At 71.8% G+C, this 26,989-nt stretch carries 21 protein-coding genes and 3 pseudogenes; 13 read left to right on the top strand and 11 right to left on the bottom strand.

All coding sequences use genetic code 11. The features are described from left to right. Nucleotides 1–61: 61 nt before the first annotated feature. Entirely contained in the window at nucleotides 62–1,477 is a 1,416-nt protein-coding gene (locus tag J7E93_RS22225) for an amidase (protein WP_215071690.1), read from the top strand. Nucleotides 1,478–1,555: 78 nt separating this feature from the next. On the opposite strand, the gene thpR is transcribed toward J7E93_RS22225, so the two are convergent. Further along, on the bottom strand, nucleotides 1,556–2,173 hold the full coding sequence (gene thpR, locus J7E93_RS22220; protein WP_215071689.1) for an RNA 2',3'-cyclic phosphodiesterase: 618 nt from the start codon (nucleotides 2,171–2,173) through the stop codon (nucleotides 1,556–1,558). A gap of 267 nt (nucleotides 2,174–2,440) precedes the next feature. Between thpR and J7E93_RS22215 the strand changes: the two genes are divergently transcribed. From J7E93_RS22215 to J7E93_RS38125, 7 genes and pseudogenes are all read left to right on the top strand, one after another. Then, nucleotides 2,441–2,836, top strand: a complete 396-nt coding sequence (locus J7E93_RS22215) for a hypothetical protein (protein ID WP_215071688.1) — start codon at nucleotides 2,441–2,443, stop codon at nucleotides 2,834–2,836. 78 nt (nucleotides 2,837–2,914) lie between these two features. Continuing rightward, entirely contained in the window at nucleotides 2,915–3,496 is a 582-nt protein-coding gene (locus tag J7E93_RS22210; RefSeq protein WP_215071687.1) for a carbonic anhydrase, read from the top strand. A gap of 11 nt (nucleotides 3,497–3,507) precedes the next feature. After that, nucleotides 3,508–5,043 (top strand): SulP family inorganic anion transporter, encoded by a 1,536-nt coding sequence (locus J7E93_RS22205; protein WP_215071686.1) that lies wholly within the window; start codon nucleotides 3,508–3,510, stop codon nucleotides 5,041–5,043. A gap of 147 nt (nucleotides 5,044–5,190) precedes the next feature. Next, nucleotides 5,191–5,625 carry a cyclopropane-fatty-acyl-phospholipid synthase family protein gene (locus tag J7E93_RS22200; RefSeq protein ID WP_215071685.1) on the top strand — a complete coding sequence of 145 codons (435 nt, stop codon included), beginning with the start codon at nucleotides 5,191–5,193 and terminating at the stop codon, nucleotides 5,623–5,625. A gap of 98 nt (nucleotides 5,626–5,723) precedes the next feature. After that, nucleotides 5,724–6,376, top strand: a pseudogene (locus tag J7E93_RS22195) (maleylpyruvate isomerase N-terminal domain-containing protein). Nucleotides 6,377–6,986: 610 nt separating this feature from the next. Next, nucleotides 6,987–7,253, top strand: a pseudogene (locus J7E93_RS38395) (DUF4158 domain-containing protein); the annotation flags it as partial. Nucleotides 7,254–7,527: 274 nt separating this feature from the next. Further along, nucleotides 7,528–8,115, top strand: a pseudogene (locus tag J7E93_RS38125) (recombinase family protein); the annotation flags it as partial. Nucleotides 8,116–8,293: 178 nt separating this feature from the next. Here the strand turns inward: J7E93_RS38125 and J7E93_RS22175 are convergent. Together J7E93_RS22175 and J7E93_RS22170 are read right to left on the bottom strand one after the other, a co-directional pair. After that, nucleotides 8,294–9,535, bottom strand: coding sequence for an erythromycin esterase family protein (locus J7E93_RS22175; RefSeq protein ID WP_215071682.1), 1,242 nt, complete (start codon nucleotides 9,533–9,535; stop codon nucleotides 8,294–8,296). Between the two features lie 200 nt (nucleotides 9,536–9,735). Continuing rightward, nucleotides 9,736–10,128, bottom strand: coding sequence for a DUF6223 family protein (locus tag J7E93_RS22170; RefSeq protein ID WP_251066904.1), 393 nt, complete (start codon nucleotides 10,126–10,128; stop codon nucleotides 9,736–9,738). A gap of 193 nt (nucleotides 10,129–10,321) precedes the next feature. Between J7E93_RS22170 and J7E93_RS22165 the strand changes: the two genes are divergently transcribed. Together J7E93_RS22165 and J7E93_RS22160 are read left to right on the top strand one after the other, a co-directional pair. Beyond that, the gene (locus tag J7E93_RS22165) at nucleotides 10,322–11,437 is read left to right on the top strand and encodes a sensor histidine kinase (RefSeq protein WP_215071681.1); all 1,116 of its coding nucleotides are present in this window, start codon (nucleotides 10,322–10,324) and stop codon (nucleotides 11,435–11,437) included. Continuing rightward, complete coding sequence (locus J7E93_RS22160; RefSeq protein WP_215071680.1) at nucleotides 11,434–12,096, top strand: response regulator transcription factor; 663 nt, start codon at nucleotides 11,434–11,436, stop codon at nucleotides 12,094–12,096. The genes J7E93_RS22165 and J7E93_RS22160 overlap by 4 nt, the downstream gene beginning before the upstream one ends. A 35-nt stretch (nucleotides 12,097–12,131) precedes the next feature. Here J7E93_RS22160 and J7E93_RS22155 read toward each other — a convergent pair whose 3' ends face one another. The 5 genes from J7E93_RS22155 to J7E93_RS22135 all read right to left on the bottom strand — a co-directional run bounded on the left by J7E93_RS22155 (nucleotide 12,132) and on the right by J7E93_RS22135 (nucleotide 20,279). Beyond that, nucleotides 12,132–13,658, bottom strand: a complete 1,527-nt coding sequence (locus tag J7E93_RS22155) for a hypothetical protein (RefSeq protein WP_251066903.1) — start codon at nucleotides 13,656–13,658, stop codon at nucleotides 12,132–12,134. 128 nt (nucleotides 13,659–13,786) lie between these two features. Then, nucleotides 13,787–16,780: an NHLP bacteriocin export ABC transporter permease/ATPase subunit gene (locus J7E93_RS22150; protein ID WP_215071726.1), complete on the bottom strand. Its 2,994-nt coding sequence runs from the start codon at nucleotides 16,778–16,780 to the stop codon at nucleotides 13,787–13,789. A 13-nt stretch (nucleotides 16,781–16,793) separates the two neighbouring features. Continuing rightward, the gene (locus J7E93_RS22145; protein ID WP_215071679.1) at nucleotides 16,794–19,103 is read right to left on the bottom strand and encodes an NHLP family bacteriocin export ABC transporter peptidase/permease/ATPase subunit; all 2,310 of its coding nucleotides are present in this window, start codon (nucleotides 19,101–19,103) and stop codon (nucleotides 16,794–16,796) included. Further along, the gene (locus J7E93_RS22140; protein ID WP_215071678.1) at nucleotides 19,100–19,906 is read right to left on the bottom strand and encodes an HlyD family efflux transporter periplasmic adaptor subunit; all 807 of its coding nucleotides are present in this window, start codon (nucleotides 19,904–19,906) and stop codon (nucleotides 19,100–19,102) included. The genes J7E93_RS22145 and J7E93_RS22140 overlap by 4 nt, the downstream gene beginning before the upstream one ends. A 121-nt stretch (nucleotides 19,907–20,027) precedes the next feature. Then, nucleotides 20,028–20,279, bottom strand: coding sequence for a hypothetical protein (locus J7E93_RS22135; RefSeq protein WP_215071677.1), 252 nt, complete (start codon nucleotides 20,277–20,279; stop codon nucleotides 20,028–20,030). A 1,018-nt stretch (nucleotides 20,280–21,297) separates the two neighbouring features. Here J7E93_RS22135 and J7E93_RS22130 point away from each other — a divergent pair. Further along, on the top strand, nucleotides 21,298–22,479 hold the full coding sequence (locus J7E93_RS22130; protein ID WP_215071676.1) for a hypothetical protein: 1,182 nt from the start codon (nucleotides 21,298–21,300) through the stop codon (nucleotides 22,477–22,479). Between the two features lie 242 nt (nucleotides 22,480–22,721). On the opposite strand, the gene J7E93_RS22125 is transcribed toward J7E93_RS22130, so the two are convergent. Then, a complete protein-coding gene (locus J7E93_RS22125; protein ID WP_215071675.1) occupies nucleotides 22,722–23,138 on the bottom strand; it encodes a CBS domain-containing protein in 417 nt (138 codons plus the stop codon). Nucleotides 23,139–23,336: 198 nt separating this feature from the next. Between J7E93_RS22125 and J7E93_RS22120 the strand changes: the two genes are divergently transcribed. After that, entirely contained in the window at nucleotides 23,337–23,909 is a 573-nt protein-coding gene (locus tag J7E93_RS22120; RefSeq protein ID WP_215071674.1) for an antibiotic biosynthesis monooxygenase, read from the top strand. Here the strand turns inward: J7E93_RS22120 and J7E93_RS22115 are convergent, their stop codons facing one another. Both J7E93_RS22115 and J7E93_RS22110 read right to left on the bottom strand, forming a co-directional pair. Beyond that, complete coding sequence (locus tag J7E93_RS22115; RefSeq protein ID WP_215071673.1) at nucleotides 23,910–24,851, bottom strand: ketopantoate reductase family protein; 942 nt, start codon at nucleotides 24,849–24,851, stop codon at nucleotides 23,910–23,912. It lies immediately after the preceding gene. Further along, nucleotides 24,848–25,411: a helix-turn-helix domain-containing protein gene (locus tag J7E93_RS22110; protein WP_215071672.1), complete on the bottom strand. Its 564-nt coding sequence runs from the start codon at nucleotides 25,409–25,411 to the stop codon at nucleotides 24,848–24,850. The genes J7E93_RS22115 and J7E93_RS22110 overlap by 4 nt, the downstream gene beginning before the upstream one ends. Nucleotides 25,412–25,607: 196 nt before the next feature. Here J7E93_RS22110 and J7E93_RS22105 point away from each other — a divergent pair, with 196 nt between their 5' ends. After that, the gene (locus tag J7E93_RS22105) at nucleotides 25,608–26,900 is read left to right on the top strand and encodes an ROK family transcriptional regulator (RefSeq protein ID WP_215071671.1); all 1,293 of its coding nucleotides are present in this window, start codon (nucleotides 25,608–25,610) and stop codon (nucleotides 26,898–26,900) included. Nucleotides 26,901–26,989: the final 89 nt, after the last annotated feature.

Raw genomic sequence — 26,989 nt, 5'->3', positions numbered from 1 at the left:
GTTACCTGCCGGTAAGGAATGATGGCGGGCAACCATCCAACGGTCGGGGGCTGAGGCAGCGGTGACGACTTTCGAGGAACGGACCAGGGTGCACGCCTTCCGGGACGACGCCCTGGGCGAGCACGACGCCGTCGGTCTCGCCGAGGCGGTGCGGCGGGGAGAGGTCGGCGCCGACGAGGTCGCCCGTGACGCGGCCGAGCGGGTACGGGCGGTCGAGGCACGGCTCCACGCGGTCCAGGCGCATGTCGAGATCCCGGCACACGCCACCGGGGCGGGCGGGGCGTTCGCCGGTGTGCCGACCTTCGTCAAGGACAACACCGACTACCTGGGACTGCCCACCGGACACGGCAGCGCGGCCTTCACCCCGAGGGCCGCGCGGCGGCACGCGCCGTTCGCCGGGCAGTTCCTGAGCAGCGGTGTCACGGTGCTGGGCAAGACCCGGCTGCCCGAGTTCGGGTTCAGCCCGACCACGGAGTACGAGAGCGGCGAGCCGGTGCGCAATCCGTGGAACACGGGCTACTCGGCGGGTGGTTCGTCGGGCGGCAGCGCAGCGCTCGTCGCTGCCGGGGCGGTGCCGATCGCGCACGCCAACGACGGCGGTGGCTCCATCCGGATCCCCGCCGCCTGCTGCGGACTCGTCGGTCTCAAGCCGACCCGCGGCCGGGTCGTGGCGAACGCCCAGAGCCGTCAACTGCCGCTCGACATCGTCTCCGACGGCATCGTGAGCCGTTCCGTGCGGGACACCGCCGCGTTCCTCGCCGCCGCAGAGACGTACTGGCGCAACCCGAAGCTGCCGCCCCTGGGCCTGGTCGAAGGCCCGTCGGGGCGGCGACTGCGCATCGGGTTCCTGCTGGACTCGCCCAACGGCGTTCGCTCCGACGGCGCCACCCGGGCGGCCGTCACGGAGACCGCGGCGACCCTCGAACGGATGGGTCACACCCTGGAGCCGGTGGAGCTGGCCATCGACCCCCAATTCACCGACGACTTCCTCACCTACTGGGGCCTGCTGTCGTTCCTCATCGGCGCCACGGGCCGGACCCTCGGCGCGGGCTTCGACCGGCGCCGCATGGACGGCCTCAGCCTGGGGCTGCGCGAGGCGTACCTCAAGAGCTGGCGGAGCACTCCGGGGGTGCTGCGGAGGCTGAAGCGTACGAGGGAGGCGTACGCGGCGTCGTTCCGCGGGCTCGACCTCATCCTCTCGCCGGTGCTCGCCCACACCACACCGCCGATCGGCCACCTCAGCCCGACCGTTCCGTACCCGACACTGATCGAACGCATCCTCGCGTACGTCGCGTTCACACCGATCAACAACGTCGTCGGCACACCGTCGATCTCGGTGCCCGCCATGAGTGCGACGGAGCACGGGCTGCCGATCGGCGTCATGTTCTCCGGCCGCCCCGGCGGTGAACAGACGTTGCTGGAGGTCGCGTTCGCGCTGGAGGCGGACCGCCCGTTCCGGCGTATCCAGGACGTGTGAGACGGCTGGTGGCGGGCGCCTGACGCCGGCCGCCGGTGAGCCGGCCCGACCAGGGCCGGAGCCCGGGACCGGGTGCGGTCAGCGCGCTTCGAAACCCCATGACTCGATGTCTCGGTAGAGGATCGGCCCCGGACTGCGGCCGAAGTCGCTGCCGACCAGGTGCAGACGTGCCGCGCGCCACGGCCGGCCGGCGAAACCCGAAAGACCGGTCGCCGCCGCCGCCACGCTCGACGTGTCGACACGTCGGGCGCGGGCGAGGGTGAGATGCGGCCGCAAGGGCCGTCCCGCGAAGGGGACACCGCACTCCTCGACCACGGCGCGTACGTCGGTGGCGAGCGTATGCAGCCCGTCCAGGTCCCCGTCGATCCCGCTCCACAGCACCCGCTCGTCGAAATGGCCGCTGCCGCGCAGTGCCAGTTCCAAGGGCGGGCGGGTCGCCGCCAATTCCGCGAGGGGCGGGCGCAGCGACGGAACGGTCGTGGCGGGCAACTCCCCGAGGAACGCCAGGGTGATGTGCCAGTCCTCGATACGGTTCCACCGCATGAGCGGGTACGCCTCGTACGCGGGGCCCAGTGCGCGCGCCAGCTCGTCCTTCGCCTCGTCGGGCGGGGCGAGCGCGATGAACACACGTATCGTCGCCGCCGGCGGCTGTTCGTCCGCGCGGGACTCCGTTTCGTGCCTGGACTGTTCGGTCATCGTCGCTTCCCTGCTCGCGGCGCGGCCGGTACGGGACACGCCATCCGGTGACACGCCCGCCCGCCCTCACTCCCGTTCCTTGCCGATGAGGCTACGCGGTGTCCCGGGCGCCCCGTCGAGGCGCCCTGCGCGTCGTTTTCGGGCTCTCTTCGGCTCGTAACGTTCGGTTAACCCTGCAAACGGCTTTGCCGAGTTATCGTCTTCCTTGACCGGTCGTTGACCAACCGTTGACGTGCAGTAGACCTAGAGAACGCCAGGAGGGGGCCCATGCGCCGAAGTGCGACGGCCCGGAGCGTGTTCTCGATCCTCGCCGCCGTTCTGGTCGCCCTCCAGCTCCTCACCCCCACGACGTCCTTCGCGTCTGCGCATACGGCACGTCATGCCGTGGCCAAGGCTCATGCCGGAATCAACCCCTCCGGTCAAGCACTGCGCGCGGAGATCGCCACCTGCCCCGACGCCGACCGGCCCGGGGATCCGACCGGCCCCCTCCGCACCCGCGACCGGCAACGCACCGCCGACAACCCGGGCATGTCCGAACGCCCGTCGCCGGCCCACCCGACCTCGGCCGCGCCCGAACCGGCCACCCCCGGATCAGTGCGCCACCACGCGCCGAGATCGTCGAGATCACACTCCGCGGCCGCACTCCAGGTGTTCCGCTGCTGACAGCAGAGCAGCCCCCCACGCGCATCTGCCCTGCACACAGACGCGTCCCCACGACGCGCCAGGAGGAGTCACCACGCCATGCAGCCCCTCATCGACAACGCCCGCACCTTTGGACAGCGCCCTGAGGAGTTCGCCAAGCTGGCCGAAGGCCAGTCCCCCGAGGTCCTGTTCATCACCTGCGCCGACTCCAGGGTCGTACCCGCCCTGATCACCGGCGCCCGGCCCGGCCAGCTCTTCGAGCTGCGCACCGCCGGCAACATCGTCCCGCCGTACGGCTCCGGCACCCCCACCGGCGAGGCGGCCACCATCGAGTACGCCGTGGAGGTCCTCGGCGTCCAGCACATCGTGGTCTGCGGCCACTCGCACTGCGGCGCCGTGGGTGCGGTGGTGCGCGGCGACGACCTGAACACCGTCCCCGCCGTACGCGACTGGCTCGCGCACGCCGCGGAGGAGCCCCGGTGCACGGACCCCGCCGACCCGACGGTCGCCGAGGCCGTACAGCACCACGTCCTGACGCAGCTGCTGCGGTTGCGCTCCTACCCCTGCGTCGACAAGCGGCTGGCGGCGGGTGAGCTCCAGCTGCACGGCTGGTACTACGAGGTCCACACCGGAGCCGTGCGCGAACACCGCGCGGACACCGACCTGTTCGAAGCGCTGTGAGGGAGACCGGCATGAGCAAGTTCCCTTACCTGCGGCAGGACTTCGCCGCCTCGATAGTCGTGTTCCTGGTCGCCCTGCCGCTGTGCGTGGGCGTCGCCGTCGCCTCCGGTGTCCCGGCCGAGCTCGGACTCGTCACCGGCATCGTGGGCGGCATCATCACCGGTCTGATGCGCGGCAGCAGCCTGCAGGTGTCCGGGCCGGCCGCCGGCCTGACCGTGCTGGTCTTCGAGGCGGTCGCCGAGTTCGGGCTTCCCGCGCTCGGCGTGATCGTGCTGGCCGCGGGGCTGCTGCAGCTCGCCATGGGCGCCCTGAAGCTGGGGCGCTGGTTCCGGGCGATCTCCGTCTCGGTCGTCGAGGGCATGCTGGCCGGCATCGGCCTGGTGATCATCGCCGGTCAGCTGTACGCGGCGGCCGGTCTGCGGGCTCCTGCCTCCGGCATCGACAAGATCCTGGGGCTGCCGGTGGCCGCCGTCGACGCGTTCGGCAGCACCGAGGCGCTGGCCTCCCTCGCGGTCGGCGCGGGCACCATCGCGGTCATGGTGGGATGGAAGAAGCTGCCCAAGAAGGCCCGGACCGTGCCGGGCGCGCTCGCCGCGGTGATCCTGGCGACGGTGCTCACACCCGCGTTCGGCCTGCCGGTGGCCACCGTCGAGGTGAACGGCCTGATCGACTCCATACGGCTGCCCGGAGCCGCCGCCTTCGGCGACATGGCCACCCCGGCCGTCATCGGCACGATCCTCGCCTTCGCCCTGATCGCCTCCGCCGAGAGCCTGTTCAGCGCGGCCGCGGTGGACCGGCTGCACGACGGTCCCCGCACGCAGTACGACAAGGAGCTCATGGCGCAGGGCGCGGGCAACGCGGTCTGCGGTGCGCTCGGCGCCCTGCCGATGACCGCGGTCATCGTGCGCAGCTCCGCCAACGTGGCGGCGGGCGCCAGGACCAAGGCGTCCCGGGTCCTGCACGGCGTGTGGCTCCTGCTGTTCGCGGCGCTGCTGCCCTGGGCGCTGGCGCTGATCCCGCTGCCCGCGCTCGCCGGCATCCTGGTCCACGCGGGCTGGAAGCTGATCCCCTTCCGCGAGGTCGTCTCGCTGTGGCGGGCACACCGCGGCGAGGCGCTGATCCTGGTGGTCACGGCCGTCGCGATCGTCGCGGTGAACATGTTCGAAGGCGTGCTGATCGGACTGGCCCTGTCCGTGATCAAGACCGCCTGGGAGACCTCACACGTCAAACTGGAGGTCATAGACAAGGGCGCGGGCCCGATCCAGGCGTATCTGTCGGGCAACGCGACCTTCCTGCGGCTGCCGAAGATCCTCGACAGCCTGGAGGCGCTGCCCCAGGACCGGCCGGTCGAGCTGGACCTGTCCGGCCTGCACCACCTCGACCACGCCTGCCGCACGGCCCTGGAGACATGGGCCGAACGGCACAGCACGGCCGGCACGGAACCCGTGAAGGTCACCGAGCCGGCGAAGGCCACCGTGCGGGGGAGCACGACCGGGCCGACGACGGCCACCGAGCCGGAAAGGGTCACATCCACCGAGCCGGTGTGAAGGCCGCCTCACCGCAAGCACCCTGAGGATCGGTAGGGATCCGCCGCTGCCCGGCCGGAGGCCCGACCCGAGCCCCCGGCCGGGCGGCACCGGGCGACGTGTGTCGTCGCCCGGGCCCCCGGTCCGACCGCCGCTATCGTTTTCAGCGTGTCGCCACGTCTGTCGCCCCGCCTCGCCGCGATCGTCGAAGCCCTTCCCCTCCAGCCGCACTTCCGCGTCCTGGAGATCGGGTGCGGGCCTGGAGCGGCCGCGCGCGAGGTCGCCGCCCGACTCACCACCGGCCACATCCTGGCCATCGACCGGTCCGCCTCCGCAGTCGCCCAGGCGCGAGCCGCCGCTGTGGACGAGATCGCGTCCGGGCGCATGAGCGTCCGACGGGTCGCGGGCGAGGACTTCGTCCTGGAAGCTCAGGAGGAGCCGTTCGACCTGGTGTTCGCCGTACGCGTCGGCGCCCTCGACGGCCGCCATCCAGAGGCCGGCCGGCGTGTGTTGCGGCGCATCGCCCTGGCGACGAAGCCGGGCGCGCGGCTCTTCGTCGACGGCGGCGATCCGCTCCGCGAACTACCCCTCCCGCGGCCTTAGACCACGACCACGCGGGCGTTGCCGTTGTCCATGTGCTGCCGTGACGGATCGGGCGGCGGGTGCTTGTCCGCCGTTCCGGTTCGGCATTACCGTGCCGCATGGATCTCTTCTCACGCTCATGGACGGCGTTGCGCGCGGCGGTCGCCGACCTCCGGCGGAGGACTTCGAGCGGCCCTCCGGCTGCACCGGTTGGCTCGTGCGGGACCTGGTGTGCCATCTGGTCATCGATGCCCAGGACGTCCTGATCACCCTCGTCACGCCCGCCGAGAACGAACCGACCGTGGACGCCGTCACGTACTGGCGGCTCGTCGAACCCCCGACCGGCAAGGACCCGCTCGACGCGCTGATCCCCCGGCTCGCCGCCGCGTACGGCGAGCCGCGGTGGCTCACGTTCCACCTCGACGACGTCGGTTCCGCCGCGGGCCGCGCCGCCGAGCTCGCCGATCCCACCGTCCGCGTCAGCACCCGCGACGAGGTGCTGACCGTCGGCGACTACCTGTCCGCGTACGTACTCGAATGGACCCTGCACCACCTCGACCTGATCGCGCATCTGCCCTCGGCCGCCGAACCGCCCGCCGAGACCCTCGCGGCGGCACGCGCGTCGCTGGAGAAGATCAACGGGAAGCCGTTCCCCGTCTCGCTCTCCGACAAGGACGCCCTGCTGATCGGCACCGGACGCCGCACGCCGACCGATGCGGAGAAGGCCACGCTGGGCGATTCCGCCGCGAGGCTCCCGCTCGTCCTCGGCTGAGCGGCCCCCATCGGTCGGTCACCCGGCGCGCCCCCAGCGGATGGTTCCGGAGGAGACGGTCCGGGTGGCACGGGCCGCGTTTCTGAAGGGCAGCCGCGCCATGCGGATCCGTGACGAGCTGGGCGAGCTGTTCCCGGACAGACTTCGCCATCGACTGGGAGAGCCGGCAGGTGACCTGTTCCAACGGCGCGACCAGCAGCCGTTGGGCCGAAGACCGCTCCCAGGAGGGGACAGCCGTTGTCCGAGCACGCTTCCCGCCGGCTGCCTGCCGTCCCTGCAAGACCCGAGAGCAGTGCACCCGTTCCAACGGTCTGGCCAAGGCCCGGCTTCAGCACCAGCTCACAGCTACCGCGGTGAACGTCCGTCGCCTCAATGCCTGGTGGACGGAAACTCCGCGAGCCCGCACGCGAACGTCTCGCCTGGCAGCCTTCCGGGTCGATGAGGGAGGCCAGCCGGAATATGCCGGAAACAGGCAATAGGCCGATGAGGGGTGCCCCGTCCGGGTGGACGCCGTAGAGGCTGCCGTCCCGATTTCTGCCCAGGTGGTGCGGGGTTCACCGGCCGCAGGGCAGGGGAGGCGTCAGCTCCGTCTGGGTGGCTGGCCGGGATCATGCGGCGCATGGCTTCGCTGGAACGCACCGCGTACGCGCGGTTCAAGCGCACGGTCTCCTCTCGCGAGTTGCATGAGTCGCTTACCCCGGAGCCGTCCGAGGTGGCGTGGGTCCGGGGGAAGACGCGGTCGGCGGAGCATGTGCTGGCGCTGGTGGTGTTGCTGAAGAGCTACCAGAAGCTGGGCTGGTTCCCGTACTTGGCCGAGGTGCCGGAGCTGGTGGTCGGGCATGTGCGCGGTCTGCTGGGGCTGAGCGAGGAGGTGGCGCCCAGAGTGGGCAGTTTGGTGTCGATGTCACATGAGGTGACACCTCGGCTCGGCGCTCTGTTCGGGAACGGTCGTCTGCGGAACATGATCAACATTAGGCGACGCGCCGCCGAAATCATGTTCCAAAACTCGTGTCCGGAAACTAGTACCGTCAACGAGGGTTTGCGGCTCACTTGTTGCCCAGGGGTGACGCGTACAAGATCGGGTATGGGCGACTGTCCATGCTCGACCGGAACCCCGACTCGCAAGCCGACAACTCACCGCGGCCGGCTATACCGGCGGACACATCTACGTCGACAAGGCCACCGGCAAGCACGCCAACCGGCCCGAGCTCCGCACCGCGCTCAAGGTGCCCCGCAAGGGCGACGAATTCACCATCACCAAACTCGACCGGCTCGGCCGCTCCATCCGCGACCTGTACGAGATCGCCGACTCGCTCGCCGAGCGCGAGGTGCGCTTCACGATCACCGACACCGGGATGACGGTGACCTTCAACGACCCCTTCGGGAAGATGTTCTTCGGGCAGCTGGCCCTATTCGCCGAGTTCGAGCGCCACCTGATCGCCATGCGCACCAACGAGGGCCTGGCCGCCGCCCGCGCCCGTGGCCGCACCGGCGGGCGCAAGTCCAAGCTCGCCCCGGCCGCCATCGGGCAAGCACGGCTGATGTACGAAGCGAAAGACGCCAAGGGCAAGGGGCTGCCCACCGTCGCCGAGATCGCCTCCGCCTTCAATGTCACCCGCGGCACCATCGACCGCGCCCTGAGAAGACCGACAAGGCCCCCATCCCAGCGCAGCTGTCGCCACTGCCCTGCGGCTCCGTGGTCACGGGCCCCGTACCCGCCAGCCATCTCCAGGGCCTGACCGACCTGCTCAACGCAGGCGCCAAGCCGGATCAAGAGGAGAACTGACCGCCGTCCCGCCTGCTGCCTGTTTCTCCCGTACTCCGGTTGTCCTCCATGAGTAGGCGTTGTTACAGCGGATCAGCGGCCCGCGCTACTTCCGCAGACCGCTTTTGAGCTGGCTCCGGGGGCGGAGGGCGTTAGGAGGTCGGGAGAGGCTGGGAGCCGGTCGAGACTGCGACATAGGCCAGTCCGTCGTACTCCTCGGCCAGGGAGACAGGGCTCAGGTTGAAGCGATAAGTCCAGCGGGGCACGATGGCGCCGAAGTTTCGCATGCCATGCCGACCGTTGAGCCACTTCCGTACTGGCGTCGATGCGGTGACTGCGCTGCGCAGGTCCACGAGGTGGTTGCCCGGATTGGCGGTGGCGAGTTGGGCTTCCACGGTATCAGGGCGGGCGGGACCGATCCGGTTGGTGACCAGGGCGCTGGCTCGGGGACGAGACCAGGGGCCAGGCCGCATCCGACGGGCGCGAAAGGAGCCGCTGCCGAACAGTAGACCGAGTGCGTAGTAGGCGTCGCCGTACCGTGTATGCAAGTGCTGTCCCATCGCTGGTACCGCGCCACCGTGACGGCTCTTGGTGATGTGCCCGTTGTGAGCCCACAGGGCGATCTTGGTGGATGGATCATTGAGGAGTTCTCCGACGGCCTCGGCCATATACCGATCGCGTGCGGCGAAGACGGTCTGGTCCGGGTCTTTGTGCTGCCTGGCTCGCGTCACCAGGTCGGCGGCCTGTACCAGAATTCGGGCGTGGCGGAGAGCGTCGACCGCTTCGGGGGCGCGTCCACGGAGGAACTCCAGCAGCGCTTCTGCATCGTGAACCAGGTGCCGTTGAGGATCAGGTTGCGATCCGGGATATGCCCTGGCGAGCATGCGGAGCGGGGAGAGAAGTCCGGCCTCACGATCCGGTGCCGCCTTACGCAGGAAGGAGCCGAGCACAGCCAGGGAGCCGCCGCACTGTTGTGAGTCGATACCCGCAAAACGCACCTTTTGGTCTTCTGGGCGCCCCCGGTTGTACGCACGCATCCACTCGATCATCATGAGCACCTCATGGGTCCGCCAGGTCCAGAACCCCAGCCCGGCAAGCACCCCTGCGGCGTCACCGACGCCTTCACGGACGTAGGCATCGACTGCTGGGCCAGCCGATGCGCTGGCCTCCATGGCCAGAACCGAGAATCCCAGCTCTGTGACGAGGAACTCCAGCAGGCGGTGCTTGAGCTGAAAGAACTCGCGCGTCCCGTGGGTAGCCTCCCCCAAACCCACGATCCGCACGCCGTCGAGGATGCCCTTCAGCGGCTGAAGATCAGCCGTGGACCCGCCTGCGGTCAGGCCGCTCAGCGGTAGAGCGGTCCGGGCCAACCAACTCGTCACCTCATCAGCCACGGCCTTCCCTCTCCTTAGTGCCCGATGACAATACCCATGTCGTCATGCACTCAGATCATCCTGGAGAGCGGTACGGCAGGGCTGGCGCACGAGCGACCCATTGAATTCGCCAGTGTCGACGAAGTGCCCGGGGGCGCCCTCCGTTCGGCCCTCCCCGTTCCGCCGGTGGCGCCGGTCATCGCTCGGTGCGTGCGCCGCGATCAGCCCGTGCGGTGGGAGCGGGCCAGCGCCAACCCGCCGAGGGCGGTGCCTATCACCCCCAGCACCAGGGCCACGATGGCCCCGCCCAGCCCGTTGCCGGTGCCGATGGAACCGTCCGAGCCGGCGGCGACCAGCCCGCCGAGGACCATGCCGAGCACCCCGGCGGCAAGCGCCACGACGGCCCGCGGCCGGCCGGCCCGGCGGTCGGAACGGCCGGCGGAGCGGGCCAGAGCCAGGCCACCGACGACCACGCCGGTCAGCGCAGTGAGGGCGGCCACGATGGCCCCCACTCGCCCCGCGCTCAGGGTGTCGACAGCGGCGGCGGCCGGCTGGGCCGCGAGATCCGCCGGTGCGGCGACCAGGAAGTGGACGGACATGAACGGAACGGACATGAAGTGCTCCTTCTCGTGCGACGGGACGTCCCGCGATCGTGTCCGCCGGACCCCCCTCCGGTCGTCCGGCGGACGCGGACAATGCGCGCTACCACGGACGCCGCAGGAGCCGCCCACATACCGCGTGTGCGGTAGTCGGCCGCTCCTTCGCGCGCAGGACTCGCCCGCCCCGACGTCCGGCTAAGGTGCGCCCATGGGCAGGGGACTGATCGGTGTCAAAGACTGGGCGACAGCAGCCGCCATGGCGGTGATCCTGCTGGTCACCGGGGTGTCCCGGCAGCACTCCGCCACGGACCTCGGCCTGCTCGGCCTGGTGCTCCTGACGGCGGGCGGCCTGGCGCTGGCCGCGCGCCGCCGCGCACCGGTTCCGGTCCTGGCCGTCACCGGGGTGTGCGCGGTCGGCTACCAGGCGGTCGGTTTCGATGTGCCCGCCGTCGCCTACCTGTTCGCGGTGTACGCGGCCGTACGGGCGGGGCACCGCACCCTCACGGTGGCGGCGAGCGTGGTCATGCTGGCAGCGCTCCCCCTCGCGGCCCTGGCCTCCGGCCTGCACGACACCGGCGAAGCCTTCGCGCAGGCCCGAGGAGCACTTGAACTGGCCTGGCTGATCGCTGCAGGCGCCGCCGGCGAAGCACTGCGGCAGGCCGAGCGGCGGGCGGACGAAGCCGAGCGCACCCGGGAGGAGACGGCCCGGCACCGCGCCGACGAGGAGCGGCTGCACATCGCGCGCGAGCTGCACGATTCGCTCACCCACCAGATCTCGATCATCAAGCTGCAGGCCGAAGTCGCCGTACACGTCGCCCGCAAGCGTGGCGAAAAGGTGCCGGAGGCCCTGCTCGCGATCCAGGAGGCCGGACGTGAGGCGACCCGGGAGCTGCGCGCCACCCTGCAGGCACTGCGCGACGACGACACGACCCCGCCGCGTGGGCTCGACCACCTCCCTGAACTGGTGGAGCGGGCCCGGATGACCGGCCTGGAGGCGACGCTGACGATCGAAGGAGCGCACCACGACGTACCGGCCGCGCTGGACCGGACCGTCTACCGGATCGTTCAGGAGTCCCTCACCAACATCGCCCGTCACGCGGACGCCGCCACGGCCTCGGTCCGGATCGACTGCGGTCCCGACGCCCTGACCATCCGCGTCGACGACGACGGCAAGGCCGCGCCCGACACCGCCCCGACGCCCGGCGTCGGGCTGCTCGGAATGCGCGAACGCGTCACCGCCCTCGGCGGCCGGCTCCGCGCGGAACCGCGTACCGAGGGCGGTTTCACCGTCCAGGCCGAACTCCCCGTGGGGCAGACGTCATGATCCGTGTCCTGCTCGTCGACGACCAGCCGCTCATCCGCAGCGGATTCCGCGCGCTCCTCGACCTCGAGGACGACATCGAGGTGGTGGCCGAGGCCGCCGACGGACAGGAGGGCCTGGCCCTGGCCCGGGAACACCTGCCCGACATCGCTCTCATCGACATCCAGATGCCGGTCCTCGACGGCATCGAGGCGACCCGGCGCATCGCCGCCGACCCGGCCCTGGCCTCCCTGCACGTCGTCATCCTGACCAACTACGGCTTGGACGAGTACGTCTTCGACGCCCTGCGCGCCGGCGCTGCCGGATTCCTGGTCAAGGACATCGTGCCGGAGGACTTCCTGCACGCCGTACGGGTCGCCGCGCGCGGCGACGCCCTGCTCGCCCCCTCGATCACCCGCAAGCTCATCCAGCGGTACGTCACCCAGCCGCTCCGCACCGGTGCCACCACGGGGCTGGAAGAGCTGACCAACCGCGAACGCGAAGCCGTCGCCCTCGTCGCGCAGGGCCTGCCCAACGACCAGATCGCCGACCGCATGGTGATCACCCCGATGACCGCGAAGACCCACATCAACCGGGCCATGACCAAGCTCCATGCCCGCGACCGCGCTCAGCTCGTCGTCCTCGCATACGAATCCGGCCTGGTGGTCCCGGGCACCTCCTGACCTCCTCCTGACCTCCTCCGGGCCGGCGCGGCGCCTCAGCGGCCCGTGTCGGCCGGCCGGGCGCCCGAGACGTAGGCGCGCAGACCCGTCCAGTCGCCGAGGTCGGGCAGCGGATGGGCGGACCACGTGGCCGCGTACGGCGGAGGCCGACGCCCGTGCGACAGCAGAATCGCGACCGGCTGGTGGAGCGCCGTGGCGACGAGCTGCCCCGGCGTGATGCTCTCGTCGTGGCCGCTGGGCTGGCGGGAGGCGCAACCGGTGCGGAACGCGACGCGGATCGCCTCCACACCACTGACCACGCACGGCGGGCGCACGCCCAAGGCGTGCAGCTCGGCGGCGACGCGCCCGAGATCGGCCGTGTCGCGACGCACCCGGTCGGCCGTGCTGTCGACCATCCGGTACTGGATCGCCCCATGCGCCGTCACGGCCACGGCCACGAGCCCGACCACCAGCCGGCGCCCGCGCGGCCGCGGCCGGCACGCCCGGACCAGGCCGTAGGCGACGGGCAGGGCGAGGAGCGCGTAGGCGGGCAGCAGGAAGCGCGGTGCCGCGTAGCCGACCGTGAACAGATAGGGCACGGCCAGGGACGCCCCGACCTCGGTGGCCACCACCAGCTCCGTGCGGTGGCGGCGGGCGCGGACGGCGGCCCACACGCCCGCCGCCACGAGCAGCGGCAGAGCGAAGAACCACAGGGCGGCGACCGGATACCGCCAGGGCACGTCGCACGGCCGGCACAGCAACCGCCCGCCGAGGGCGCGCACATGGTCGTCGACCGAGAAGTACCAGCCGAGCCGACCCTGGATCTCGCTGGCCCGGTCCAGCCGGGCGGCGAGACCGCCGTACGAGACGTACGCCTCGACGACCCAGGCCGCGCACCCGGCGGCCAGGCCCGCGGCGAGCACGGCCGCCACCAGCAGCCACCTGGCCCTCATCGCCACGGTCGCGACCGCGAGCGGCAGGGCGAGCCACACCGCGTCCGTGGGCCGCATCAGCGCGGCGAACGCCACCCCGGCGGCCGTTCCGGCCCGCGCCCACCGGTCGCCGGGGTCCCGTGCGACCCGCAGGAGACAGCCGACCGCGGCGAGCGCCCCGTAAGCGACCCAGAGGTTGGGCATCGCCTGCGAGGCGTAGAACATCGTGATCCACAGGGAGGCGAACAGCCCGCCGGCGACACCCAGCACGGGCGCGGGCAGCAGCCGACGCCAGACCCACAGCGCCAGGAACAGTCCGCACCCCGCCAGTACGGCCATGTAGACGCGCAGCGCCATGACGGAGCTGGTCAGCGTGGTGACGGGGGCGACGAGGTAGGTGATGCCCCGGGCGCGTGGCGCGCTGAAGAACGCCGCCGGTGCCTGAGGGCTCACCTGACTGACGTACACCGTCTCGTCCCAGCCGAGCCCGAGACCCGGAGCGATCAGCGCGAGATGGACGAGTGTCAGGGCAGCGGACACACCGGCGAGCCACGGCAGCGGGTTCCCGGTGGCCGTCCCGGCGGGCCGGCTCTGCCACGCCCCGCCCGCCGCACCGGCTCGCGCCTCGCTGATCACGCCGTAGTCCCGCATGGCAGCCACGCTGCCGCCGGCCGCCGCCGGGCGCCCGGGCCGGCGCGGCACTCGGCTCAACGCGGGTTCCGTACGGGTGAGCCCTGCCATGGGGTGGGCTGCGCCCGGCTGTGACGGGTGGTGGCGCGTCAGCGGAGCTGGCGGCGGACCAGCTCGTGGAACAGGCCGTTCGTGTCGGCGAGCAGCTCGGCGGGCGGGCCCTGTTGGACGATGCGCCCGTCCGACATGACGATCACCCGGTCGGCGTCCATGACCGTCGACAGCCGGTGGGCGATCACGATGCGTGTCGCACGCAGCGCCCGCGTGGACTCGATGACCACGCGCTGAGCCTCGTTGTCCAGAGCGCTGGTGGCCTCGTCGAAGAAGAGGATGCGGGGCTTGCGGATGAGCGCCTGGGCGATCATCAGCCGCTGGCGCTGGCCGCCCGAGATGGTGCCCCCGCCGTCGGACAGCATGGTGTGCATGCCCATGGGCATGGCCTTGATGTCCTCGGCCAGGCCCGCCATCGCGGCGGCCTCCCACGCCTCCTCGAGCGTGAACGCCTCGGCGCCGCGGATGCAGTCGAGGATGGAGCCGGTGAGGGGCTGGGCGTTCTGCAGGACGACGCCGCACTGGCGGCGCACGGCCGCCTGGTCCAGGGCCGACAGGTCCTGACCGTCGTACAGCACGCTGCCCGTGGAGGGCTTGTCGAAGCCGATGAGCAGACGCAGCAGCGTCGACTTGCCGCAGCCGCTGGCGCCGACGATCGCGACGAAATCCCCCTGCCCGACCCGGAAGTCGATGTCGTCGAGGACCAGTGGGCCGTCCTCGGTGTAGCGGTAGGACAGCTGACGGGCCTCGACGGCGCCGCTGAGCACGCCCGGCCGGGCGGCGGCGTGGCGCACCTCAGGAGTCTCTCGCAGGATCGGCTTCACCTCCTCGAACAGCGGCAGCACGGCCGCGGCCGACAGGAGTGCTCCGGTCACCTGCGTGACCGACGCCAGCAGCAGGGTCACGGCGGTGCTGAAGGTGAGGAACTCACTGGCGGTCATGGTGCCGCGGGCCGGTCCGGCCAGCAGCATGAACATCACCAGCGTGCACAGCGGAAGGTAGACCGCGTTGAGGACGGTGATGACGTTCTGCAGCCGGCCGGCGCGCTGCTGGAGCACACGGGTGCGGGCGAACTCCCGGGCCCAGGCGGCGTAGGCGAAGCTCTCGGCCGCGGCGACGCGCAGTTTGGGCAGCCCGCGCAGGGTCTGGAAGGCCTGGTTGTCGAGGCGGTGGCTGATCTTGATCAGACGGCGCTGGTAGCGCAGTTGCCACATCCCCAGGCCCAGGAAGACCACCGCGATGACGAACAGCATGCCCAGGGCCGCCATCGCCAGCGGCACGCTGTAGACGAGCAGCAGCGTGAGGTTCATCGTGCCGACCGTGCCCGCCTGCACGCAGACCGATCCGATGCCGGACAGCAGGCGGCGGATGGAGCTGATGCCCATGGCCGCGCCGGCCAGTTCGCCGGTCGAGCGGCCCGCGAAGAAGGTGGTCGGCAGTCTCAGCAGCCGGTCCCACACGGCGGGCTGCAGCGTGGCCTCGATGCGTCCCTCCATCCGCAGGATCGAGGTGTTCTGCATGAGCATGAAGGCGGCCGAGATCACGCTGGCCGCGATGAGGGCGATCGCGGTCTGCACGATGAGGCCGCTCTCCGCCGCCGGTACGTACGTTCCGAGCACCGTGCCGGTGGCGATGGGCACCAGCGAGCCGAGGACCACCGCGACCAGGCCGCCCAGGACGATGCCGCGCAGCTCCCGGCGGGTTCCCCGCACACTGAAACGCAGCAGCGAGAGCAGGCTCAACCGGCCGTCCGGCAGCGGGCGGTAGAACATGACGGCCTGCCGCGCGTAGGTGACGGCCTCGTCGGCGTTGCCGATCCGCTCGCGCGTGCCGGTGGCGGGGTCGACCGCCACATAGCCGCCGCGCCGCCACAGCAGCGCGACCGGCGCCCCGTCCTTCTCGCGGCGGCCCACCAGGGGCCCGCTGTCCTCACGCCACCAGCGCCCTCCGAGTCCCACGACGCGGGTCCGGATCCGGGAGGCGAGCGCGATGCGTTCGACCGGATCCATCCGCTCGGCCTCCGTCCCCGTCTCCGCCGGGGCCGTCAGGGTGATGCGCGCGTCCTCCGCCACCAGGCGGCAGGCGGCGAGGGTGGCGTCCACGCCCACCCCTCCGCGCGCACCGCCGCCGGACCGGCCGATGGAGGCCAGCAGCGTCTGGTCCGCCTCCGTACGAGCGGTCAGCCCGGCCTCGGCACCCGCCGCCGCACGGTCCTCGTGGGCGCGTTCGCGCTGCTCGATCCAGCGGCCCAGGGCGTGCAGCAGCCGCAGCTGCTGCTCGACCATGCTGTGCCACAGGGCCGGATCGACGAGCAGGGTGCCGGTCGCCTCCGCCTCGTAGGCGGCGCCGTACTGGACGCTGCCGGGCGTGACCTGGATCCACACGATGTCGTCGTCGGTGCCGCCCTGCCCGCCGCCGGCGGAGCCGTCGCCGCCGGCGGGGCCGTTGACGGGCACCTCGTACAGCACCCGCAGTCCGCGGCCGACGCCGTGCGCGAAGGCGGCCTCGAGCGGGCTCAGGTGCCCGGCCGTGCCGTACGTTCCCTCGTCGGCGTACCACTGGCCGTCGTACCACTGCCCGGAGTACCACTGTCCTTCGTACCACTGCCCCTGCTGCGCCTGCTGTGCCAGTTCGCGCAGCTCGATACGGCGCAGCAGGCATCCCCGCGAGGGGCGGCCGACGAGGGTGTGCCCGGCGCCCTCGGCGGGGCCGAGCAGCAGCGCGCCCGCCTCCAGCCGGCCCAGGAAGTGCCAGTGCCCGAGCTGTGCGGCGTCGACGGCGAACAGGTCCAACTCGCCGTGCGCGACGAGCCACAGCACGGACGGGCCCTCCAGGGACAGGCTGGACAGACCGGCGCAGTCGACCGGTGAACCCAGTCCGCCCAGAGCCGTGACGACCGGGTCCTGGGGCTCGACGACGGGGTGCGGGGGCTCGACGGCCGGGTGCTGGGACGCGACGGCCGGGTACGGGGACGCCTCGGTCGGATACACGGACGCCTGGGTCGGGTGGGTCGGGTGGTACGAAGGTGTCATCTCGGAGCTCACGTCAGTGCTCCTTGACGAGGTCGGCGTACGGGCCTCCCGCGGCCACCAGGTACTCGTGCCGCCCGCGTTCCACGACCGCGCCCCTGTCCAGCACGAGGATCTCGTCGCTGTCGCGCACCGTGCTGAGCCGGTGGGCGATGACCACGCAGGCGCAGCCGCGACGGCGCAGGTTGTCGATGACGACCCGTTCGGTCACCGCGTCCAGGGCGCTGGTCACCTCGTCGAGCACCATGACACTGGGGTCGCGCACGAGCGCCCGGGCTATCTCCAGGCGCTGACGCTGGCCGCCGGAGAAGTTCCGGCCGTCCTGCTCGACGCGGCTGTGGATGCCGCCGGGGCGGCGGGAGACCACATCCAGGACGGCGGCGTCCTCGAGCGCGGCGACGACGGCCTCGTCCGTGATGGACGGGTCCCACAGCGCCACGTTGTCGCGGACGGTGCCCGCGAAGAGGAAGACGTCCTGGTCGACGAAGGAGACGGAGGCGGCCAGCGCGCTGCGGGGGATGTCGTCGAGACGCATCCCGTCGATGCGGATGGTCCCCTCCCAGGGGGCGTAGAGCCCGGCGATCAGCCGGGAGACGGTGGACTTGCCGCTCCCGGAGCCACCCACCAGCGCGACCTGCTGCCCGGGGCCGACCGACAGGGAGAAATCCTTGAGCAGCGGCGCGTCCAGCGGGCTGTAGCCGAACGTGATGTGGTCCAGCTCCACATGGCCGGAGAGCCGGCGGGTGCCGGCGGCGGGCTCGCGCCGCGCGTGGACCGGGTCGACGGGGAAGTTCTCGACGTCCTTGAGTCGCGCGACGTCGGCCGCGAAGTCCTGGATCCGCCCGGCGACGCCGTTGAGCCGGGTGATCGGCGTGGTGAAGCTGGTGACCAGGGCCTGGAAGGCGACGAGCAGACCGACGGTGAGATGTCCCTCCACCGCCCGCAGGCCGCCGATCATCAGGATCAGCGCGCTGTTGAGCGCGGCGAGAGTGGGGGCGACGATCGCCAGCCACGCGCTGGGCACGCCGAGCCGCTGCTGCACGTCGAGGGTGATCGCGTGCTGCCCGGCCCAGCGACGGAAGAAGCCGTTCTCGCCGCCGGTGGCCTTCATCGTCTCGATGAGCTGGAGACCGCTGTACGAGGTGTTGGTCAACCGAGCGCTCTCCGCGCGCAGCTTCCGGGTGTCGGTGGCCCTCACGTGGATCACGATCCGCATCGCCACCACGTTGAGTAGCGCGACCAGCACGCCGAGGACCGTGAGTTGCGGGTCGTACGTCCACAGCAGCACGGCGTAGAGCACGACCACGACGGCGTCCACGCCGGCGGCGGACAGGTCGCGGGCGAGGGTCTCGGCGACCGCGTCGTTGGACCGCAGCCGCTGGACCAGATCGGCCGGATTGCGCTGGGCGTAGAAGGTGACGGGAAGTCTGAGGAGGTGCCGCAGGAACCTCGCACTGCCCAGCGTGGAGGAGATGATGCGCCCGCGCAGCAGGTTGGCCTGCTGCAGCCCGGTGAGCGTCGCGGTGAGGACCAGGGTCGTCGCCATGGCGGTGAAGAGCACGCCGAGCAGGGACGTCTGTCCGCCGATGAGGAACATGTCGATGTACGTACGGCTCAGCGCGGGCACGGTCGCGCCGACGGCCACCAGCAGCAGGCTGGAGACCACGGCGGCGGCCATGGTGCCGGAGGTGCCCCGCAGACGGGCCGGCATGGCCCCCAGGACGCTGGGCTTGCGGCCGCTGCGGCGGAAGCCCGCGCCGGGCTCGAAGGTGAGCACGATGCCGGTGAAACTGGTGTCGAACTCGTCCATGGGGACGAACCGGCGGCCCTTGCCGGGGTCGTTGACGTACACGCCCCTGCGGCCGAAGCGGCGGCCCATGCCGTCGTAGACGACGTAGTGGTTGAACTCCCAGAACAGGATGGCCGGGGCGCTGACCTCGGCGAGCGCCGCCAGGTCCATCTGCATGCCCTTGGCCTGGAGCCCGTAACCGCGCGCCGCCTTGAGGAGGTTGCTCGCACGGGAGCCGTCCCGGGAGACGCCGCAGGCGATGCGGAGCTCTTCCAGGGGGACGAAGCGGCCGTAGTGACCGAGCACCATGGCCAGCGCGGCGGCGCCGCACTCCACCGCCTCCATCTGCAGCACGGTGGGGGTGCGTACGGTACGGGGCCTGCGGCCCTGGGGAGCGGGGCGGCGGCGCCGGCGCCCGGCGGGCGGGACTCGCCGGGCCTCCGACCGGGACGGGGCGTGGGCCCGGGAGGAAGCGGGCGCGGGGGCCTGGGCATGGACCTGGGCCTGGGCCTGGGCGGGGTCGTGGGGGGCGGTCACGGGAGGAGCCAGTCGATGGGACGTTCCGCGGAGAGATGGACGGCGCCGGTGACCGGCGTCCCGGAGTCGAGGGGCTGCGGGGGCCCTTCGGCGGAGGTCCAGGCGAAGCCGGACCTGGTGGTGGAGGAGCGCTCCAGCGTCACGAGCACCGCGACGGGGTTGCCCTGCCGGGAGAACTGGGCGGCGAGCCCGCTGTCGCCGAGGAAGCCGGCGATCTGCGCCTCCGTCTGGTGGGCGCGGCCCACGGCCTTGACGCGGCCCCGCAGCACACCGAACTGGTTCCTGGGGACGGACTGGACGGTCAGATCGACCGTGGCGCCGACCGGGACCGTCGACGCGCTGCTGCCCGGCACGTACAACATGGCTACGAGCGGGTCGTCGGGATGCGTCACGCGCTCGATGGTCGCCACGTCCGCGCCGGTCGCGACGACCGAACCCATCCGGGCGAAGAGAGTGGTCACCCGGCCGCCCGCCACCGCGCGCACGGGGCGGTCGCCCTGGTCCGTACGGACCGTGAGGAGGGGCGCACCGGCGGACACCTGCCGGCCCTCCTCGACGAGGACACCGGTCACCTGTCCGGCGACAGGGCTCTGCAACAGGTAACTGCCTTCAGCATGGGTGAGGACGCCGGGCGTGCTCAGCTTGGAGGACACCGTGCCCGTGAAGGCCCAGAATGTCGCGGCGGCCATGACGACGACGGTGACGACGAGGACGAGGCGCCCCTGTGGTCGCGCGAAGCGCACGGGCACATCGAGTTCTTCGGGGGATTGCAGCTTGGAAAGTGCCTTTTGGCGGAACTGCACGGACTATTCCTTCTGCTGCATTCGTTGCATCCGCTGCATTCGTCGTATGCGCTGCGGCCGGGCGCGGGGGTGACCATGAACCCCGCAGCTGGAGGCCCCGGGGTTCATGGTCAAATTCCACTCAGAGACCGGCGAGACCGGTGACGGCGGAGGCGTTCACCGAGACACCGGTGATGCCCGAGGCCAGGCCGGGGACGCCGGTGGCGAGGCCCTCGACGCCCTGGACGGTCTGGAGGGAGCCGACGGTGCCGAGGACGTTGGCGACATCGCTGGTCGCGGCGCCGGCGAGACCGCCGGAGACGGTGACGAGACCGCCGGAAACGGCGTCCAGCTCGGCGTCGGCGATCTCACGGGTCTCGAGGTTGTCACGCATGATGCGCACCCTTCATGTGTTTGGGGGGAATCCATTCCTGCGGCGTCCGACGGCCGTCGGGCCCGAAAATCGGCCGGTGTTTCTCTGGGCGCCGCAGTGCGCAAGATCAAAGCATGCGAACGGGTGACCCGGCTAATTCGGTTGACGCGCCTGCGCGGGCGAATGTGTCCCTCGGATGACCGGCCTGCAGCTAATTTCACCGGATGGTGACAGCTTCTCCGCAAGACCGAGTAACACTTACGAGGCATCGGTCACGCGGCGGGAACCTAAGGGGTGAATCGCCACCAATCGGCGAGGGTCGGCCGTGAGGAACGGGGAGGGGCGGGGGAGGCCGGTCCGTGGTGCCCGCACAATGTGCAGGTTTTCGGCAGGTGCCGTGCAGTGACGGGGAGTGGTCGTGGGGGCGCGGTGCGCGGTTCGCGGTGCGGTGCACGCAGTTCGCGGTGCGGTACGCGCGGTTCGCGGTGCGGTGCACGCGGTTCTGTGCGAGGGGTTCCGTGCGGTGCGCCGAGGTAAGCGGGCCGAGGGGAGCGGTGGGTTCCGTCGGTGAGGACAGCCGCAGAGCCGGCGTGTCTTCCCTGTCTCCATGCCTTCCCTGTCTCCCGTGCTTCCCGTGCTTCCCGTGCTTCCTGTGTCAGGGGGTGCCGCAGGGGTAGCCGCCCTCTGCGAGTCGGCGCGTCTGTGAGCAGGAGACGCGGCAGGGCGCACGGCCGGAGACGCACCAGGAGGCGAGGCGACCATGGGCACCCCTCCCAACGATCCCGTACCACCCAGTCCCACCCCGGCGCCCGGACCGGGGCCCGGGCCGCAGCCGGGCCCGGTGCCCGGTCCGGTACCGGGGCCGGGCGGGCCCGATCCCGTACCGCCGGCGCCGCCGCAACCCGAACCCGATCCCCAGCCGCCCCCCGCCCCGCGGCCCGGTCCCCGCCCGCAGCCCGGCCCCCTTCCCGGCCCCGTACCGGCCCCCGAACCCGTCACGTGAGACGGCGGACCGTCACTCCTTCTCCCGGAGGACGCCGTGAAGCTGCAGTTCCTCACCCCGCTCTACGACCATCCGGGCCCCGTCGCCTCCGTCTACCTGGACACCTCCACGGACCTCGGCGATCCCGCCCGGGCCGTCGAGCTGCGCTGGCGCCGCCTGCAGCGGCGTCTGCTCGCGCACGACGCCGACGAGCCGACCGTCGAGGCCGTCGAGGAGGCGATCGACGCGGACAGCGAGGTGGCCGGGCGCCACGGCCGGGCGATCTTCGCCACCGACGGGCGCCTCGTCCTGTCCGAGCGCCTGCCCGAGCCGCCCGTCCGCGACAGCGCCCGGTACGGCATGCTGCCCGACGCGCTGCCCCTTGCCCTTCAGCGGGCACCGGACATCCCGTATGCGGCCGTCGTCGTCCACCGGGTGCACGCTCCCCGGCCACACGGCCCCCGGGTCCACGGTCCTCGCGTCCATGGTCCTCAGGCGCACGGGACGGAGCCGGGCGGCGCCGAGGACGTCCTGGAGGTCACGTACGAGCCCGGCAGATGGCCGACGAGTCGCGTCGCCTCCGCGCGCCGCTCCCACCATCGGACACCGGTGGAGGACTGGCGGAGGGAGGCCGGCCGGCTCCTGGCCCGACTGACCGACGGTGTGCACACCGAACGCCCCGAGGTGATCGGGCTCTCCGGCGACCCCTGGGCGGTCAACAGCCTGATCGGACTGGCCCCGCGCCACCTGCACGGCCATGTCGTCAAGCTCAGGGACGCTCACCCACGGCGACCGGATCCGGGACGCGCGCTGTTGGAGGAGGAGCTCGGTGCCTTGTTCGCCGACAGGCTGTCCGAGCACGACCGGATCCAGGTCGACGCCTACCTCGGCCGACGTGCCCGCGACGCCGGGCGCGTCGAAGGTCTCGCGGCCACGGTCTCCGCGCTCCAGCGCGGTCAGGTCCGCACCCTGATCCTCAACGAACCGCTGAGCCTCCCGCAGCCGCTGTGGGCAGGAACCGCCCCCACTCATCTCGCTCTCTCGGGTGAGGACCTCAATGCGTTCGGAGTGGCCGACTACTGGGAGGAGCCGGCCGCGGGCGCCGCCTTGATCAGGGCGGCCGCGGGGACGCACGCCGAGCTGGTTGTCGTACGCCGGGAAGACCTGGACCTGGCGGACGGCCTGGCGGTCCTGCTGCGGTACACGCCTGAGGCGGAACGCCGGAAGCACGAAGCATGAGCGGAAGACCGCAGCGCAAGGCCGCGGTGGTGCAGGTCGCAGCACCAGGCCGCAGTACAAGATCGCAGTAGTACAGGACCGCAGTACAAGACCGCAGCCCAGGGCCGCGGTACACGGCCGCGGTACACGACACAAGGCCGGGCCTGCGGGCTTTCGCCGCAGGCCCGGCCCGTCGACGGCCCTCGCCGGCCGGGCCCCGCCGGCCGGCCCTTACCAGGCGGCCTTGCCGGGGCAGCCGTCCGTCAGTTGGAGGACAGCGACTCGAGCAGATCGCCGACCTGCGGGTCGGGCAGCGCCCGTGCCACGTCGGCCTGGGCGACGATCCCGACCAGGACGTGGCCGTCGATGACCGGCAGCCGACGGACCTTGTGCTCGCTCATGGTGTGCAGGATCTGCGAGACGTCTTCGTCCGCACCGACCGTGATGATCTCGTCCTGGGCGAGGTCACCGGCCTTACAGGTGGCCGGGTCCTTGCCTTCGCCGAGCACCTTCACCACGATGTCGCGGTCGGTGAGCATCCCCTTGAGCTTCTCGTCCGGGCCGCAGATCGGCAGCGCTCCGACGCCCAGCTCGGTCATCTTCTTCGCGGCGTCGAGGACGGTCTCGTTCCAGCGGACGCACGTGGCGTCCGGCGTCATGATGTCGCGTGCGGTGGTCATGAGGATCTCCCTGCTCGTTCTCGGCATGTCCGGGTGGCCCTGCAGAGCGCGTGCCCGGTCTGCCGCCGGACAATCCACCGCGTACGGTGCCGACCCGGACGTGACGGCGGTGACACGGATCGTGTTCGCAGCCGGCCGGTCCGGCCGGGGCCGCAGCGTAGAGTGGGCGTGGGCGCGGCGTGATCATGAGGAGAACGAGTGACTGCGGTGAGCCTCGAGCACGCCACCGTCCCCGCCGACACCGGTGAGGTGACCCTGCTGATAGCCCGTCGGGTGGAGCCCGGCCATGAAGCCGCCTTCGAGCGGTGGGCGAAGGGCATTCTCGACAGCGCTGCGGGATTCCCCGGCCATCTCGGCTACGGGTTCTTCCGCTCCTCCGGGGGCGACGCCCCCTGGTTCCTGGTCCATCGCTTCCGCGACGCGGAGGCGTGCCGTGCCTGGCAGGAGTCGCCGGAGCGGGCGGCATGGTTCGCGGATTGCGAGGGGCATCACCACACCGAGATCGCGCGGCGCGAACTGACCGGCATGGAGACCTGGTTCGCCGAACCGGGCTCGACGCAGCCGGCGCCCCCGCGGTGGAAGATGGCGATCAGCGCGACCCTGGCGATCTACCCCATCTCCCTCCTCGGGAGCTACTTCCTGGTGCCCCGGCTGACCGCGCTGCCCCTGGTGCTCAGCAGCGCGGTCCTCGCCTGCGTCTTCAACGTGCTGATGACGTACGTGGCGATGCCGGCCGTCAGCAGGATGTTGAGAGGGTGGCTGCGCGGCTGACTAGCCGCGGCCGGCCTCGGCGCCGGCCATGACCCGCCGCTGGTGGACGCGCAGGTGAAGGGTGGCCAGGTCGAGGAGGGGCGTGGCCACCGACAGGGCGCGCGCACGGTCCACCAGGTCCCCGAAGAGGTGCTCGACCTCGGTGGGCCGCCCGGCCGTCAGATCGCGGTACAGGGAGGGGACCATCGAGGAGCCGGTCGCGGTCACGATGCCGAGCGTCGCCTCCCGTTCGGACTCCGGTACGGGATGGCCTGCCGCGGCCGAGACGGCCGCCGCCTCCGCCAGGACCGCCGGGCCCAGGTCCGTTCCGCCCGGGACGGCGTTGACCTCCCCGACCGTTCCACGCATGAGGCTGGTCACCGCGCCGAAGGTCGTGATGAAGACCCACTTGTGCCACATAGCGGTGATCACGTCGGCGGGCACCAGGACATCGATCCCCGCCCCCTCCAGTACGTCCCGGATCTTCTCCACGCGAGGAGACGGCGAGCCGTCCTGCTCGCCGATCGTCAGATGGGCGAGCGGTGCGAGACGGACGATGTCACCCTCGTCGTCGAGAGTGGTGACCACCTTGGCGACCCCGCCGAGGACCCGCGGGGCGCCGAACCGGGTGTTCAGGGCGTCCAGGTGGGCGAGGCCGTTGAGCAGCGGCACGATCGCCGTGTCCGGGCCCACGGCCGGGGCGATGTCCTCGATCGCCTGCTCCAGCGCCGTGGACTTCACCGAGAGGAGGACGAGGTCGTACGGCGTGGTCAGCGCGTCGGCCGTGACCAGCCGGGGCTCCAGGGACCATTCCTCTCCCCGGCCGGTGAGGCGCAGACCGCGCTCGCGCAGGACGGCCGCGCGGCGGGGACGGACCAGGAACGTGACGTCCTCTCCCGAGCGGGCGAGCAGGGCACCGAAGTACCCTCCGGTGGCTCCGGCGCCGACGACCAGGATCTTCATGGGTGCGAACCTCTCTTGGGGCGGGGTGTGCGGGCGGGGTCGAGCAGGGGCCGGAGCAGCCGGTGCGGGCGGGCGAGCGCCCGCGTCACCGGGTCGTCGTCCTCGGCGGCGGGAGCGAGCCCCGGGCCGGGGGTGACCAGGATGTCGCCGACCTCGACCGGTCTCCCGCAGTCGGTGCAGCGGCCGTCGTCGCCGATCGGGGCGTCGTCGGTGGCGTGGCGGAAGACGCGGCGCGGCCCGCCTGCGACCCCGTGGAACGCATCGCCCCAGGTGGTGAGTGCGCGGACGGCGGGCCAGAGCGCGATGCCCTTGGGGGTCAGGCCGTAGACCTCGCGCCGCCCGGTGTCCGGCAGGCGCTCCAGGACACCGGCGTCGATGAGGGTGGTGAGGCGGTCGGCGAGGACCGCCCGGGGGAGGCGGAGATGGGCGGCGAACTCGCCGAAACGGCGCACGCCGTAGAAGGCGTCCCGCACGATCAGCAGCGTCCAGCGCTCGCCGATGACCTCCATCGAGCGGGCGAGGGCGCAGGTCTGACCGCTGTAGTCGCGCGGAAGGGGCATGGCGCTGACGATAGCGTAAAGAGTTCGGTGGTTGAACTGTTTTGAGGTGTGGTCAGAACCCCCCTGTCCCCGAAGGCAAGCCGTGGAAGAGAGCCATGGGGGAGAGCCATGGGGGAGAGCCATGGAGGAGAGCCGTGAGGGGAGCGGGGTGAGGGCGGGGTGAGAAGCGAGAAGGGGGGATTAGGCTCGGCGCACGATGAAGAAGACTCCGCGGACCGGGGGAGCGCACCCCGGGGAACCCAAGGCCGACAAGGCGAGTGTGCGCCGGCACAACCTCAGCCTCGTCCTGCGGACGGTCCACGAGGCCGGCGAGACGACACGGGCGTCGGTCGCGGCGCGCGTCGGTCTGACCCGCGCCGCCGTCTCCTCGCTCGTCGAACAGCTTCTGGAGCACGGTTTCCTGGTCGAGTCGGGCAAGACCTTCAGCGGGCAGGCGGGGCGGCCGGGAACGGTGCTCAAGGCCGCCGACACGGGCCCGGCCGGCCTCGGGGTCGAGATCAACGTCGACTACGTGTCCGTGTGCGTCGTCGATCTGGCGGGCGCGGACCGCGTCCGCGTCACCGAACCGCTCGACAACCGTACGGCCGGGGCCGCGGAGGTTCTGGAACGGGCCGCCCGGGTCGCGGCGGGTGTCCTCGGGAGCGCGGCGGAACGGGATCTGCACCCGGTGGGCGTACGGCTCGCCCTGCCCGGCCTGGTCTCCGCCGGGACCGTCCACCAGGCCCCCAACCTGGGCTGGAACAAGGTCGACGCCGACCGGCTGTTCGCCTCGGCGCTGGGCGTCTCGTGGCCGGAGCCCGGAGGAGCGGGGCAGCCGGGCCTGCCGGTCGCGTCCGACAACGAGGCGAACGTGGCGGCGCTGGCGGAGCTGTGGTTCGGCGCACTGGGCGAGGTGCGGAGCTTCCTCCACCTCACGGGCGAGATCGGCGTCGGCGGCGCGATCGTCGTGAACGACGAACTCCTGCGCGGTGCACACGGTTTCGCGGGCGAGATCGGCCACATGGCCGTCGACGAGAACGGGCCCCTGTGTCGCTGCGGATCACACGGCTGTCTGGAGCAGTACGCGGGCCAGTCGGCGCTTCTGCGGGCGGCGGGGCTCGAGGACGGGAAGCGGCCCGGGCGCGGTGGGGCGGCGGCGACGGCCGGCGGGATCTCCGGAGTGGAGGAGCTGGCGCGCCGCGCCGACGCCGGTGAGGCGCGGGCGGTGGCGGCCGTCGAAGAGGCGGGGCGCAAGCTGGGAGTCGCGCTCTCCGGCGCGGTGAACCTGCTCGATCCCGAGGTGGTCGTCCTGGGCGGGATCTACCCTCGCCTGATGCCCCGTCTCGGGCCCGCGGTCGACGCCGAACTGGCCCGCCGCGTCGTCTCCGGCCTCTGGCACCCCACCGCCGGCCGACTGCGCCCCGCGTCCACGTCGGCGGACGCGGCACGCGGAGCGGCGGCCGTCGTCATCCGCGAGGTCTTGGCGGACCCCCTCGCGTACAGCCCCTGACCCCGGCCCCTGCCCCCGGCCCCCCGGCTCCCGCGGTCCTCTGTCCCCGGCCCCCCTGACCCCCTGACCCCCGGCCCCTGACCCCCGGC

The organism is Streptomyces sp. ISL-36 (assembly GCF_018614205.1).
Taxonomy (GTDB): Bacteria; Actinomycetota; Actinomycetes; order Streptomycetales; family Streptomycetaceae; genus Streptomyces.
This window is presented reverse-complemented; position numbering and strand designations above follow the sequence as displayed.